Here is a 13978-nt window from a genome sequence, read left to right as displayed (position 1 = left end):
CCGCGAACCTATCCGAACAGCGCGTCGAGGTCCGGGTCGTCGTCCACGAGCGCGTAGCCCTCCGCGCCGCGCTCGACGACGCCGTGGCGTTCGAGGTGGTCGAGGTGCGCCCACGCCTCGCCCGGCCCGTGCATGATGTGGATGTTCGCGAGATCGCCGAACAGGTCACCGCTGACGGTCCACGGGTCCGCGGTGCCGCGCTCCCGGAGGACGTCGAGCACGCGCTCGGTGCGCTCGCGGTGGTGGTCGATGATCTCCTCGGCTCGGGCCCCGGGGTCGTCGATGGGGTCGCGGTGGCCCGGCCACGCTCGGGCGTACCCGCCGTCGACGATGCGGGCGAGCGAGTCGAGGTACGTTCCCAGCGGGTCCTCGACGCGGGGGTCTGCGCCGCCGACGTTCGGGGTGTACTTCGGCAGGAGCGCGTCCCCGGTCAGGAGTTCGCGCTGTGACGAATCAGCGTCCGGCGTGTCGAACGCGAAGCCGGTGAGCCCCGCGGCGTGGCCGGGTAGATGGATCGCGGTCAGTTCCGTGTCCCCGACTTCGAAGCGGTCGCCGTCGACGAACGTCTCCACGGTCGGCGCGTCGCCCTGGATCTCGCTGTGGAGGTCGAGGAAGTCGAGCAGTTCGGCGGCCTTCTCGTTCGGGGTGCCCCACAGCTCGAACAGGTCGCGCTGGTCGATCTCCTCGGCGTGGGTCAGCCCGTCGTCTACGACCATCGGCGCGTCGGCCTCGTGGACGTACACCGGCGCGTCGCCCGCCTGCTGGATTTCGCCGGCGAGCCCGGCGTGATCGTGGTGCCAGTGGGTGAGCAAGACGACGTCGAGGTCCTCGAACGAGACACCGTGCTCGGCGAGCCCGTCCCGGAGCTGCTCGCGAGCGTCGTCGGTGGCGACGCCGGTGTCGACCAGCGCGGTGGTCCCGCCGTCCGCGCCGAACAGATACGCGTCGTTGCGCCCCTCGAAGACGGTGTTCCCGAGCTGGATGCGCTTCACGGTCGTACTCGACGCGTGGCGGATAAGTCGCTTTCCCTCTCGCGGTTCTCGCCAGCATCGCGACGCGAACGGAGTTTAACTCACACTGGAGTAAACGTTATCACGGAACGCTTATGTTCGAGTCTCACACGCCTTCCGCCAACGCGATGAGCGAACGAGCCGCGCGCGAGCGCGAGGCCGACCCGGTGAACTGGCGACGTACCGACGGCGGCGTCGAGATCTACGAGGAGGGGAACCCCGACGCGTGGGTGCGGATGGAGTTCGTCGGCGGTCTCGACCCGACCGAGCGCCTGTACGGCATCTGTGACGACTGCGGGCTGGTGACGCCCCAGCGAGCGCTCCCCTCCGAGCGCATGGCCTGCGGGAACTGCGGCGCGGAGTTCGAGATCGAGTCGTAGCGCGAAATCGTATTTTGAGGTTCTCGGCGGTTCGTCGATATTCTCGTTTCAAATCTTTGGCATCCACCCGGCGCGCGTTTGGGCGCGGCGCGGTCACGCGCCGCGCCCTAGCGTGCGAGGGAGGTGGTCGCTTTTATGCGACCACCGAGGCTGGGGAGGTCTGAGGGGCGGTTGCGGTCGCGGTGCTGTTGCGGTCGCGGTGCTGTTGCGGTCGCGGTGCTGTTGCGGTCGCGGTGCTGTTGCGGTCGCGGTGCTGTTGCGGTCGCGGTGCTGTTGCGGTCGCGGTGCGGTCACGCCGAGGCTCAAGCGGTAGCTAGCTCCACTCGACAAATACCATCGTTCGCGGTGCGGTGCCGTGCTGTGCGGTAGCGTTTCTGTGGTGCGGTGCTGTGCAGTTCTCGACGAGTCTCCACGGGTCAAGCAGCACCTAACGCCCCAGAATCCTCCCAAACCGCCGAATCCACCACGACCGTTTTCACGGATGCTACCGTTACGCTGGTCATGGCGATACCGAAACCCACGTCCCCGCTCGAAATCGCGGCGGTGGCCGTGGGCGCGCTCGTCGGCCTTCTGGTCGTGCTGCCGCTCGTTCCACTGCTGCTCGACCTCGTCGTAGGCACGTTCCGGTCCGTCTTCGACGTGATCGTTCCCGGCGGGCGCACGTACGAGTGACTGCGTGCGAACGACTACCTAACTTCGTAGGTGTCGTCGGTCGCGACGAACCGGCTCAGGTCGGCGGTCTGGCGGTAGTCCGACGCCAGCAGGTCCGACAGTGAGTCGACCAGTCGCTCGCGGTCGCTCTGCTCCGAGTCCCTCCCTTCGCTTCCCTCGCTCTTTCCCGAGCGTCCCCTCTCGTCCCACTCGCTCGGCTCTCGAATCGGAACGACGAGAAACCCGCGGCCGGGCACGTGCTCGGCGTGGAGCGTGGCCATCCCGTCTCGGTCGAGCAGCGCCTCGCGGGCGGCGTAGGTCCCGAGTACGTGGCGGGTCGCGCGCTCGCCGACCGGCAGGAGGACGTGGGCCGCGATGGCCCGCAGTTCTGCGTCGAAGAAGCGCTCCATGTCGTCGTATTCGCGGTCGGTCGGCTGGCGGTCCTCCGGCAGACAGCACGCGTGGAGGTAGCTCGCGAACAGGTTCGCGGCCGCGGGCTCGTCGCTGTAGGCGTCACCGAGCAGGCCGACCTCGTTCAGCACCGGCTGGAGGCGCTCGCCCGCCACGCTGCCGGTGAAGGGCACGCCGGTCGCTCGGCCGCCGTGAACGCCGGGGTGGTCGCCGACGAGGTGGAAATCGGCGTTGGCGTCGCCGTAGCCGTGGACCGCGGGGACCTTTCCGCTGGAACCGTCGTCCGGGCAGGGCGGCCGCATTCCGAACGGGTTGCTGGTTCTGTCCGTGACGTTCCTCACGGCGCTTCGTAGGGTAGATGGGTGTAAAACCGGCGTGGTTTCCGGCGAAAGATGCTTCTCCGGAATGTGGCTTTCCTCGACTCGACTTGTTGGCCCGGCGCGGGCGAGTACAAACACCAAGCCATCGAGGGTAATTCCCGCAACACACCGCGTACGGTTCGCCACTCTTCTTCGAAGCGATAGATTGTATCCCGGCTACTTGATGACGGACTCGAGGTTTGTGTAGAGGTCAGTTAGTGCGTGTGCAATCTTTCGCCGGGGACGCGATTTGGCGTCGACCTCCATGCCGTGACTCTTGAGCCACCGCCGCATTTCTCGACTCCCGGCTTTCCGTTCGATGCCGACCTGCCGGAGGTGCTTGATCGGATGTCGCAGCCAGTTGTACTCCTCGTGGGCGAACACGTCGATATACGTCGCCGAGTGGGCGATGAGGATGACGTGGATCTGTCTGTCGGCCAGCGAGCCCCGTCGATACGTCCAGCTACCGTTTGGCTCCGACCCGACCGGCGGCTGGTGATACCACGCCAGCGGATCCCACTCGAAGCCGTGTTCTTTGAGCGCCGTTGTGAACTCGTCAAGCGGCTGCTGGACGGTGCCGACGTATTCGGTCTCCCGAAGGCGGTATTCGGGCTGCCCGAGAGTTCGCGCAAACCGGGTAATCCACGGGCCGAGCCGCTGTCTCACGCGGTAGGGAACGTCCGGTTGGAGCGTCTGGACGATAGTCCGCATTTGGCGACCATTGGGTTTCCGGCGCCTCAAATGTGTTGCAGCCCGGGCGAAACGCGAGCGACACCCCGTAAGGGGTGAACCGCGTAGAGTCACATCTTGCTAACTACATCCTCTATATCTCGCATAGCAAAATATCCGTTTTGAGGATTCCAACAGCGTTGCTCTAGCCTCCGAGAGGCCACAACTGCCCCGCACCGCGCCCGCGCCTCGTCCTCCCCAGCCTCCTGCGCTTCTCGGGCGTCGCCCTGCGATGCTCGTCCCTCGCACGCTAGGGCGCGGCGCGCGTTCGCACGCCGCGCCCAAACGCGCGCCGGGTGGTCTTTGGGAACCAGTGCAAACCCGGTGAAACGAGAGCCCCAGTTCACCCGCGTAGAATAACAAAAATGACCAAGAACTTGGATTGGAAGTCAGTCAGAAATAGAACGACGAACCTCCATCCGACCGCGCTACCGGCGTCGCTGAATCGAGGGAGAACGTCGGAACCCCGGTTCCCATCCGCTACCGACTCGTCCTACTCCTCCTCGGCTTCGCCGCTGCCCTTGATCTCCTCGAGCTGGTCGAGGAGTTCGTCCTGCGAGGCGTCCGAATCGAACGACACCTTGCCCTCGTGGGTGTTCTCGTGGACGGTGACGCCGTCGTCCTCGTCGAAGTCGTTTTCCTGGTCTTTCTGCTCGGACTCGTCGTAGCTACCAAAACCCATGTTCCTAGTGAGGGGCCGAGGATAGTAAAAACGTCCGGTGTCGGGTTCCCCCTCGATTCGACGCCCGAATCACCCCTCGGCGCGCCGCCAAATCACCGCTCGGTCACGTCCAGCACGCGTCCTGCGGCGATGGTCTGGCCCATGTCGCGGATGGCGAAGCTCCCGAGTTCCGGGATCTCCGACGCCGGTTCGATGGAGAGAGGCTTCTGGGGCCTGACCGTGATGACCGCGGCGTCGCCGGACTTGATGAAGTCCGGATTCTCCTCTTCGACCTCGCCCGACGAGGCGTCGATCTTCTGGTCGATGGACTCGATGGTACACGCGACCTGCGCGGTGTGAGCGTGGAACACCGGGGTGTAGCCGTCGGTGATGACCGACGGGTGTTGCATCACGACGATCTGGGCCGTGAACGTCTCGGCGACGCTCGGCGGATCGTCGGCCGGGCCGCAGACGTCACCGCGATGCACGTCGTCCTTGCCGATGCCGCGGACGTTGAACCCGACGTTGTCTCCCGGTCCCGCTTCGGGCACCTCCTCGTGGTGCATCTCGATGGTCTTGACCTCCCCGCCTACGTCGCTGGGCTGGAAGGAGACGTTGTCGCCCGTGTTCAACATCCCCGTCTCGACGCGGCCGACTGGCACCGTCCCGATGCCCGAGATGGTGTACACGTCCTGGATCGGCAGCCGGAGCGGCGCGTCGGTCGGCGGCTCGGGCTCCTGTAGTCCATTGAGCGCCTCCAGCACGAGTTCGCCGTCGTACCACGGCATGTCGTCGCTACGCTCGACGACGTTGTCGCCCTCCAGCGCCGAGATCGGAATGAAGCTCGCGTCGGCGGTGTCGAACTGCACTTGATCGAGCAGATCCTTGACTTCTTCCACGACCTCCTTGTAGCGATTTTCTTTGTAATCAACCGCGTCCATCTTGTTGACCGCGACGATGAGCTCGTTGATGCCCAGCGTCCGCGCGAGGAACACGTGTTCCTGGGTCTGCGGGGCGACGCCGTCGTCGGCGGCCACGACCAGCACCGCGTTGTCGGCCTGCGAGGCCCCCGTGATCATGTTCTTCACGAAGTCACGGTGGCCGGGCGTGTCCACGATGGTAAAGTAGTACTCGTCGGTCTGGAACTCCTGGTGCGCGATGTCGATAGTGACCCCGCGCTCGCGCTCCTCGGCGAGGTTGTCCATGACGTAGGCGAACTCGAAGCCGCCCTTGCCCTTCTCCTCGGCTTCCTCGCGGTGCTGTTCGATGATGTGCTCCGGGATACTCCCCGTCTCGTAGAGGAGTCGCCCGACGAGCGTCGACTTGCCGTGATCCACGTGGCCGATGATGGCCAGGTTCTGGTGCGGTTTGTTTGTCTCTGCCATTGGTTCCCACCCCGTCAGTCGTAGTGGACGGTCCCGAGCGCTAAAAGCCCTTCCGCGCTCGTCGGGATTCGACGGCCTTGCGACGCTCGCAGAATCCACCCCGCGGCCGAACGCCCCAGACTACTCCCGTCGGCGGCCGCGAACCACGCTGCCGCGAGCGCGAACAGCGACTCGGAATTATCGCACGTCGGGCGCGCGCCACGCCAGCACGATGCCGGCGACCGCGACCGCCCCCGCGAGCAGGAACGCCGGCCGGTAGCCCGCGCGGTCGATGATCTCCCCGCCGACGATGGGCGCGCTGAAGGCCCCCAACATTCCGACGGCGGTCAGCATCGACACCGCGGTCGTCCGGACCGCCGGGTCGACGACCTCCGCGACGTAGGTGTACACCAGCCCGAGCGCGAGCTGGACCGCGAGTCCCGACACCACGAGAAGTGCGATCACGACCGGAATCGCCGTCGTGAAGACGAACCCGACGACCGCAGGCGCGGCCACGACGAACGACAGCAGGACGACCGGGCGGCGCTGGCCGCCGAACAGCCGGTCCGAGAGCACGCCGCCGCCGGTCCGCGAGACGACGCCCATCGCGGGGAACAGCGCGGTCAGCGTGCCGCTCAGCGCCAGCGAGACGGGGAACTCGTCGTTCAGAAAGCTCGGGAGCCAGCTGTTGAGGAACAGGTACAGCGAGAACGCCAGAAAGCACAGCAGCGAGATGGTCCACGCCGCGCGGTTGGTGAACAGCTGGCGGAACTCCCTGCCGGTGGGGGCGTCGGCCTCGACCGCGAGACTCTGGCCCCGCGTGGACGCGAGGAAGACGACGACCCCGAGCGCGGCCAGTCCGGCGAACGTTGGCAGGGTCGCGGGCCAGCCCAGCGGCGCGGCCACGAGCGGGCTCCCGAACTGGCCGAGCGCGAACCCGACCGGCGCGCTCGCGGTGAACACGCCGACCGCGGTCGCTCGGATCTCGGCGTCGACCGCCTGCCCGACGACGTACGCGCCCGCGTTCCAGATGGTGACGTACGCGAGGCCGCCGAGGACCCGCGAGGTGAACAGCCACCAGTAGGTCCCGGCGGACGCGGCGACCCAGCCCCACGCCCCGGCGACGAGGAGGGCCAGACCGGCCACCACGATCGCCTTCCTGACCGACACGCGGTCGAGCGCGATGCCGACCGGGATGCTGCCGATGACGGAGCTCGCGTACATCACGCTGACGAGCCAGCCGGCCGCGGTCCGCCCGACGCCTAGCGAGTCTCGGGCCAGCGGGAGTACGCTCGCCGGCGCGATTTCGTAGGCCGCCGCGGCGGTCGAGAGCGTGAACACGCCGGCAACCAGGCCGACCGTCTCCCAGCGGGCGGGCTCGGTCTCGGACGCCCGACCGGCTTCGAAGTCGTCGGTCACGGCGGTATCTTTTCAGGTCGAGTATAAAACTCCGGCTTTGGCGGAAATCCAGTCGGTCGAGACACCACTCTCGATTCGCGTTTCGATTTCCGACTGACACACTGTTTTGGTGTTCCGGCGCGAGGCCCCGCACATGGAGTACACCACGCTGGGCGACACCGGCATGGAGGTCAGCCGGCTCTGTCTCGGGTGCATGAGCTTCGGATCGAGCGACTGGCGGCCGTGGGTGCTCGACCCCGAGGAGGGCGAGGAGATCATCGAGCGGGCCATCGACCTCGGCATCAACTTCTTCGACACCGCGAACATGTACTCGAACGGTGAGAGCGAACGCGTGCTCGGCGACGCCCTGGAGGGCCGCCGCGACGAGAGCGTCGTCGCGACGAAGGGCTACTTCCAGATGGACGACTCGGACCCCAACTCCGGCGGGCTCTCGCGGAAGGCCATCGAGCAGCAGCTAGAGGCCAGCCTCGACCGACTCGGGATGGAGACGATCGACCTCTACCAGATCCACCGCTGGGACGACGACACGCCCATCGAGGTGACGATGCGGGCGCTCGACGACGCGGTGCGCCGCGGAAAGGTGCGGTATCTCGGTGCCTCCTCGATGTGGGCTCACCAGTTCGCCGACACCCTGCACACCAGCGACAGGCTCGGACTCGAACGATTTGCGACCATGCAGAACCACTACAACCTCGTCTACCGCGAGGAGGAGCGCGAGATGCTCCCGCTCTGCGAGAAGGAGAACGTCGGCGTGATGCCGTGGAGCCCGCTCGCGCGGGGCTACCTGACCAGACCCCACGAGGAGGTCGACGCCACGACGCGCGGCGAGTCCGAGGAGTATCTGTACCAGCATCCGTACCGCGAGGGCGGCGGCCCCGAGGTCAACGAGCGCGTGCAGGAACTCGCGGCCGACAAGGGCGCGACGATGGCCCAAATCGCGCTCTCGTGGCTGCTCCACAAGGACTGGGTCGACGCGCCCATCGTCGGCACCACCAGCGTCGAGCACCTCGAACAGGCGGTCGAAGCGCTCGACATCGACCTCTCGCCGGGCGATATCGCCTACCTCGAAGAGCCGTACGAGCCGGTTCCGGTGTCGGGCCACGACTGAGGCCGATCCTCGAAAACTGCTGGACTGTTTTCCCGCGTGGGGGAACGCTGATACAACGTCGGTCCGTGTTGTGGGCCATGACCACAGACGCCGATTCGTTCCCCGTTGTGCGCGCCGAGTCCGCGTTCCCCGAGCGCGTGACGGCCGACCGGCTGTCGCGGCTGGCGGCCTCGGTCCCGACCGAGGCCGCCAGCCGCGGCGAGGGCGGAAGTGAAGCTCCCGACCGCGGCGAAATCGCGATCGAAGCGCCGTTCTCGGGCGAAACTATCGGAACGATTCCCGCGTGTGCGCCCGAGGACGTGGATGCCGCGGTCGAGCGCGCCCGCGAGGCCCAGACGGCGTGGGCAGACCGTGACCCCGAATCGCGGGCCGACCTCCTCCTGCGGTTCCACGACCTCGTGCTCGACCACCGCGAGGAGTTGCTCGATTTCGCGCAACTCGAAAGCGGGAAGGCCCGCGCCGACGCCTTCGAGGAGGTGCTCGACGTGGCGGCGACGGCCCGCTACTACGCCCACCGGGCCGACGACTACCTCGCGCCCGAGCGCCGGAAGGGCGTGCTCCCGCTGTTGACCCGCACCACCGTCCACCGCCGCCCGGTCGGGGTCGTGGGCGTCATCTCGCCGTGGAACTACCCTCTCACGCTCGCCATCTCGGACGCCATCCCCGCGCTACTGGCGGGCAACTCGGTCGTGCTCAAGCCCGCGAGCGAGACGCCGTTCACGGCGCTTCTCCTTCGCGACCTGCTCCGCGAGGCGGGCGTCCCGGACGCGGTCTTCGAGGTCGTGACCGGCCGCGGGAGCGAGGTCGGCTCCGCGCTGATCGACGCGGTCGACTACGTCTGTTTCACCGGCAGCACCGAAACCGGCCGGACGGTGGCGAGTCAAGCGGGCGAAAACCTCGTGGACTGCTCGCTCGAACTCGGCGGCAAGAACCCGATGGTGGTGCTCGACGACGCCGACCTCGAAAGCGCCGTCGAGGGCGCGCTCCGGGGCTGTTTCACCAACGCGGGCCAGCTCTGCATCTCGTTCGAGCGCCTCTACGTCCAGCGCGGAATCTACGACGACTTTTGCGACCGGTTAGTGCGGCGGACGCGCGGGCTCGACCTCCGGCCGGGCTACGACTACGAACCCGACGTGGGGAGTCTCGTGAGCGCCGACCAACTCGAAACCGTCGAAGCGCACGTCGACGACGCGGTTGCGAAGGGCGCGGACGTGCTGACCGGCGGCCGCGCGCCCCCCGACCTCGGACCCTACTTCTACGAGCCGACCGTGCTGGCGGGCGTGACCGAGGAGATGGACGCTGCTTGCGAGGAGACGTTCGGCCCGGTCGTGCGAATCGAACCGTTCGACGATGACGCCGAAGTGCTCGCTTTGGCGAACGACTCCGAGTACGGACTGAACGCGAGCGTCTGGAGCGAGGACGCCGAGCGCGCCCGGCATCTCGCCCGGCAGATCGACTGCGGGACGGTCAACGTCAACGACGCCTACGCCGCGTCGTGGGCCTCCATCGACGCGCCGATGGGCGGGATGAAGGACTCTGGACTCGGGCGGCGACACGGCCGCGAGGGGTTCGACAAGTACACCGAGTCCAGAACCGTGGCCGAGCAGCGCGGCCCGCCACTCGCCCCGCCGTCCGGCGTTCCGAAGCGCTGGTACGCGACGGCGATGACGCTCGCGCTCCGCGCGATGAAGCGGATTCCGGGGCTGAAATGATGGCCGAGGCGACCCCCGAATCGGTGTTCCTCACCGGTTTCCCGGGCTTCCTCGGCTCGGAACTGGTCGCGCGCCTGCTCGACAGATATCCCGAGGACGTGCCGATTCGGTGTCTCGTCCAGCCGAAGTACCGCGAGGCCGCCCAGCGGCGGGCCGACGACCTGAATTCCCGATATCGAAACAGTTCGACCCGCGGCGGCGCGGACTCGTCCGCGCCGCCGCGGGTCGAACTGTACGAGGGAGACATCACGGAGTCTGACCGCGGACACGGCGGCGACTACGACGATCTTCAGCGAGACGCCGCGGAGGTGTACCACCTCGCGGCCGTCTACGACCTCGGTGTCTCCCGCGAAGTGGGGATGGCGGTCAACGTCGGGGGCACGCGCAACGTCCTCGATTTCGCCGAGGGCTGTCCCGACCTCCGGCGATTCCAGTACGTGAGCACCTGCTACGTCAGCGGGCGACACGACGGGACGTTCACCCACCGCGACCTCGACGTGGGCCAGTCGTTCAACAACCACTACGAGGAGACCAAGTTCCTCGCGGAGGTCGCGGTCCAGCGCCGGATGGACGAAGGCCTCCCTGCGACGATATACCGCCCGGCGATCACCGTCGGCGACAGTCGAACCGGCCGGACCCAGAAGTACGACGGGCCGTACAACGTGCTCCGACTGCTCCGCCGGCAGGCGAGTCTGCCGGGCCCCAGCGTCGTCCCGACCTACGGCGACCCGAACGACTTCGAGGTGAACGTCGTCCCGCAGGACTTCGTGGTCGACGCCATCGCCACGCTGAGCGGGATGGAAACCAGCGCGGCCGAGGTGTACCAGATCTGTGACCCCAATCCGCCCACGGTCGCGGAGATGACGCGGTCGTTCGCGGCGGCGCTGGGCCAGCGCGTGGTCCGAGTACCGGTGCCAGGCGGGCCGGGACCGACCCGCTGGACGCTGGAGAACGCTCCGGGACTCGCGAGCGCGCTCGGCGTCGAGCCGGCGGTCGTGGATTACTTCGCGCATCCGACGAGCTACACCGCCTCGAACGCGACCCGCGCGCTCCGCGGGACCGGCGTCGCGTGCCCGCCGTTCGGCAGCTACGTGGATCGACTGGTCGCGTTCTTCCACGAGCATCCCGACGTGTCGGCCGACCCGATGGCGTAACCGGCCGCCGGAGCGCAACTCCTTTGGACCGCGTCCGAGTAGCCGGGCCTATGCCGAACGATACCACAGACGAACTCCGAGCGGCGGCGGAGTCGATAGACGCGGCCCGCGAACGCGCACCTGACGACGCGGCCGACCGACTCGACGGCTTCGCCGAGCGCGTCCGGAAGATGGCCGACGGAGAGCGCGGGCCGGACCACGGCGCGCTCGCGCGACTGGAGCACGGGCTTCAGGACGTTCGCACCGACCTCGACGACGAGGGTGCGGAGGCGGTGGACGAGGCGCTCGACCACGTGCGGGCGTATCGGTCGACGGTCGATGGCGTGTAGCAGCGGGTCGCTACTTCTCGACGCCGGACTCGGCATCGCCCTCGCCGAGTTCCGATTTCCCGAATCTTTATCACGGATTACGGACAACTCGGTAGTACGTCGAATGAAGACCTCTCTCTTCCTCCACTGACCGGACGAGCGTCCGCGGCCACGGCGTCCGCCGCTTCAGTCGCCTTCGAAACGTGAGTCCCGCCAGTCGTCCGTCGCGCTCGCAGGGCGGCGTCCGGTCCGGTTGCGATTCAGTCGTTCGATGAGCACGCGTTCGGCTCATCGCGAGTAGTCGGGGCAGCGACGAGCAATCGCCACCACGGAATCCCATCCATGCAATCCCAACCCGCAGTAATCGCGAAGCGCGCCGATCCGAATCACGCCGAGTTGAACCACGCCGATCCGAATCACGCCGACTCGAGTCACGCCGACCCGAATCACGCCGGGCCGAACCACGCCGACTCCGAAGGAACGACCGCTGGCGGTCCGGACACCACCGAGATACGAAAGCTGGCCGCGGCCGCGGGCTACGAGGTCGTCGCGGCGGTGACCCAGACCCGCGCCGAGGACCCCGCCACGCAGTTCGGCAGCGGGAAAGCCGCAGAACTGGCCGAGGCGGTCGCCGACACCGGCGCATCGGTCGTGATCTTCGACAACGAACTCACGCCGACTCAGACCGTCGAGCTCGCCGACCTGTGTCCCGAGGGAACGACGGTCCTCGACCGCTACCGGCTCGTCCTGGACGTGTTCGAGGACCGCGCCGGGTCCGAGCGCGCCACGCTACAGGTCGAGCGCGCCCGACTGGAGAACGACCTGCCGCGAATCCGCGAGGCGGTCAGCCGCGAGATTGCGGGCGAGAACCTCGCGCACGACGAGCGCGGCGGCGGACGCGTCCGCGACGTGCAGCGCCGCATCGACGAACTCGACCGGAAGCTCGACGACCTCGGCGACGAGGCCGCGAAGCGCCGCGAGCGCCGCCGCGAGGAGGGATTCGCGTTCGTCGCGCTCGCGGGCTACACCAACGCCGGGAAGTCGACCCTGCTCCATCGGCTCGCGGACGACCTCGACTTCGAGGCACATCGACCGAACCACGACGACCTCGACGAGACGGCCGAGATCGAGGACCGACTGTTCGAGACTCTCGACACCACCACGCGCCGGGCGACCGTCAACGGCCGGCGGACGCTGGTCACCGACACCGTCGGGTTCGTCGCCAATCTGTCCCACGACCTCGTGTCCTCGTTCCACGGGACGCTCTCGGAGACCGCCACCGCGGACTGCGTGGTGCTGGTCGCCGACGCCAGCGACCCGCCCGCGGAGCTCCGCCGGAAGCTCGAAACCAGCCTCGACGTGGCGGTCGACGCCGGGAGCGGCAGTGCGGACAGCAAAGAGGGAACTGATACGGACCGAGAGATCGTTCCGGTACTGAACAAGGCCGACCTGCTCGACGCCGACGAACTCGCCGAGCGCGAGCGGGTCGTAGCGGAACTCGCGGCGGACTTCCCGGAGAGTGGCGAGACGATCACGGCCGAACCGGTCCCGATCAGCGCGACTCGGGGTGACGGCCTCGACGCACTCGTTGAGCGAATGGCCGACGCGCTCCCGGATCTTCGCGAGGTCGAACTCCGGCTGCCGAACGACGACGGCGCGATGAGCCTCGTCTCGTGGCTGTACGACCACGCCCGGGTCGCGGATGTGGACTACGCCGACACCGAGGTTCGGGTCGCGTTCGAGGCGCGTCCCTCGGTGGTCGAGAAGGCTCGCGCGAAGGCCGACGCGGTCGGCGGTCGAGCGCGAGCAGCGGTATCGTCCGAGTAAAGAGGTATTCAGACGCCGCCCGCACCGCCACACCCGGCCGCCGCACTGCCCGCGCCCGCACAGCTCGCAGCGCTCGCGCTGGCGGCGGAACTGGCCGCGACCATCGCCATGCCGGAGTTTCGGCTGTAGTCCTTGCACTCGCCCCACGCGACCGGCGCGATCTCGTCGTCGATGTCGTGGCCGTCTTCGACGGCCGCCCTGAGTTCGCCAACCCCGAAGCTCGGGTCGCTGGCGACCCGGTCGGCGAGTTCGGTCGGCACCGCGATCCGGCGACACTCCTCGGCCTCGAACAATCCGTCACCGTCGAACGTGAACTGGACGTCGAAGTGGCGCACGAACACGTCGTCGAACGCTGGGTCGAGCGCGAGCAGCGCCGCGCCGACTAGCTCCCAGGCGAGGTCGAAGTCGGGCGACTCGACGTCCTCGCCGAGCGAGAACCGCGCGATGGGCACCGTCACCGGCTCGTCGTCCGGCCCCTCGTTGACCACCGCCACGCCGGTCACCCCGGCGTCCTCGATGCCGTGGGTGTCGAGGTCGACCTGTCGGCCCAGCGCGTCGTCGGCCGCCTCGCGGGACTCCTCGATCCGGTCCTGCGCGTCGTCCTCGTCGTCGCCGAGTAGTCGGTCGATGAGTGACATGTCGGAATAGTCACGGCCGACCGTCTTCAATGTTCAGTCCCGCGCGCCGACGACGAGCACCCGGAGGTCGTTGACGTTCGTGCCTGTCGCGCCCGTTCGGATCGCGCAGTCTGCCCCCGCCAGTACGCCGAGCGAGTCGTTGTCCGCGAGCGCTTCGCGGGCGGCGTCGGCGGGGATTCCCGAGCAAGACTCGTCCCCCGGATTCGCCGACTGCGGGGCTGGCGACGCGGCCGAGTCGGCCGCGTCG

Annotated in this window: 14 protein-coding genes and 1 pseudogene; 7 read left to right on the top strand and 8 right to left on the bottom strand. The window is 67.9% G+C overall.

All coding sequences use genetic code 11. From position 1 onward, the window contains the following. Positions 1-8: 8 nt before the first annotated feature. Positions 9-992 (bottom strand): MBL fold metallo-hydrolase, encoded by a 984-nt coding sequence (locus DPQ64_RS13680; RefSeq protein ID WP_115864875.1) that lies wholly within the window; start codon positions 990-992, stop codon positions 9-11. A 146-nt stretch (positions 993-1138) separates the two neighbouring features. On the opposite strand from DPQ64_RS13680, the gene DPQ64_RS13675 reads away from it, so the two are divergent. Together DPQ64_RS13675 and DPQ64_RS18870 are read left to right on the top strand one after the other, a co-directional pair. After that, positions 1139-1390, top strand: a complete 252-nt coding sequence (locus tag DPQ64_RS13675) for a hypothetical protein (RefSeq protein ID WP_115864914.1) — start codon at positions 1139-1141, stop codon at positions 1388-1390. Between the two features lie 501 nt (positions 1391-1891). Next, positions 1892-2062 carry a hypothetical protein gene (locus DPQ64_RS18870; RefSeq protein WP_157971709.1) on the top strand — a complete coding sequence of 57 codons (171 nt, stop codon included), beginning with the start codon at positions 1892-1894 and terminating at the stop codon, positions 2060-2062. A 14-nt stretch (positions 2063-2076) separates the two neighbouring features. On the opposite strand, the gene DPQ64_RS13670 is transcribed toward DPQ64_RS18870, so the two are convergent. The 5 genes from DPQ64_RS13670 to DPQ64_RS13650 all read right to left on the bottom strand — a co-directional run bounded on the left by DPQ64_RS13670 (position 2077) and on the right by DPQ64_RS13650 (position 6984). Continuing rightward, positions 2077-2793, bottom strand: coding sequence for a uracil-DNA glycosylase family protein (locus DPQ64_RS13670; RefSeq protein ID WP_232820585.1), 717 nt, complete (start codon positions 2791-2793; stop codon positions 2077-2079). Between the two features lie 195 nt (positions 2794-2988). Continuing rightward, positions 2989-3522: a hypothetical protein gene (locus DPQ64_RS13665; protein WP_115864874.1), complete on the bottom strand. Its 534-nt coding sequence runs from the start codon at positions 3520-3522 to the stop codon at positions 2989-2991. Between the two features lie 511 nt (positions 3523-4033). Then, positions 4034-4222 (bottom strand): DUF5786 family protein, encoded by a 189-nt coding sequence (locus DPQ64_RS13660; protein WP_115864873.1) that lies wholly within the window; start codon positions 4220-4222, stop codon positions 4034-4036. Positions 4223-4314: 92 nt separating this feature from the next. After that, a complete protein-coding gene (gene tuf, locus DPQ64_RS13655) occupies positions 4315-5586 on the bottom strand; it encodes a translation elongation factor EF-1 subunit alpha (RefSeq protein ID WP_115864872.1) in 1272 nt (423 codons plus the stop codon). Between the two features lie 177 nt (positions 5587-5763). Further along, positions 5764-6984, bottom strand: a complete 1221-nt coding sequence (locus tag DPQ64_RS13650) for an MFS transporter (protein ID WP_115864871.1) — start codon at positions 6982-6984, stop codon at positions 5764-5766. A 133-nt stretch (positions 6985-7117) separates the two neighbouring features. Here DPQ64_RS13650 and DPQ64_RS13645 point away from each other — a divergent pair, with 133 nt between their 5' ends. The 5 genes from DPQ64_RS13645 to hflX all read left to right on the top strand — a co-directional run bounded on the left by DPQ64_RS13645 (position 7118) and on the right by hflX (position 13093). Continuing rightward, positions 7118-8092, top strand: a complete 975-nt coding sequence (locus DPQ64_RS13645) for an aldo/keto reductase (RefSeq protein ID WP_115864870.1) — start codon at positions 7118-7120, stop codon at positions 8090-8092. 77 nt (positions 8093-8169) lie between these two features. Then, on the top strand, positions 8170-9804 hold the full coding sequence (locus DPQ64_RS13640; RefSeq protein WP_115864869.1) for a succinic semialdehyde dehydrogenase: 1635 nt from the start codon (positions 8170-8172) through the stop codon (positions 9802-9804). Continuing rightward, positions 9804-10958, top strand: coding sequence for an SDR family oxidoreductase (locus DPQ64_RS13635; RefSeq protein ID WP_115864868.1), 1155 nt, complete (start codon positions 9804-9806; stop codon positions 10956-10958). The genes DPQ64_RS13640 and DPQ64_RS13635 overlap by 1 nt, the downstream gene beginning before the upstream one ends. A gap of 50 nt (positions 10959-11008) precedes the next feature. Next, complete coding sequence (locus DPQ64_RS13630; RefSeq protein ID WP_115864867.1) at positions 11009-11287, top strand: DUF7553 family protein; 279 nt, start codon at positions 11009-11011, stop codon at positions 11285-11287. A gap of 321 nt (positions 11288-11608) precedes the next feature. Then, a complete protein-coding gene (gene hflX / locus DPQ64_RS13625) occupies positions 11609-13093 on the top strand; it encodes a GTPase HflX (RefSeq protein WP_115864866.1) in 1485 nt (494 codons plus the stop codon). Between the two features lie 8 nt (positions 13094-13101). Here hflX and DPQ64_RS13620 read toward each other — a convergent pair whose 3' ends face one another. Both DPQ64_RS13620 and DPQ64_RS13615 read right to left on the bottom strand, forming a co-directional pair. Further along, positions 13102-13731 carry a hypothetical protein gene (locus DPQ64_RS13620; protein WP_115864865.1) on the bottom strand — a complete coding sequence of 210 codons (630 nt, stop codon included), beginning with the start codon at positions 13729-13731 and terminating at the stop codon, positions 13102-13104. Positions 13732-13764: 33 nt separating this feature from the next. Beyond that, positions 13765-13978: pseudogene (locus tag DPQ64_RS13615) on the bottom strand (glycerate kinase type-2 family protein); the annotation flags it as partial.

Origin of the sequence: Halorussus litoreus (assembly GCF_003382685.1) — an archaeon.
Taxonomy (GTDB): domain Archaea; phylum Halobacteriota; class Halobacteria; order Halobacteriales; family Haladaptataceae; genus Halorussus; species Halorussus litoreus.
Note: the sequence above shows the minus strand (reverse complement) of the source record. Positions and strands in the feature narration are given on the sequence as shown.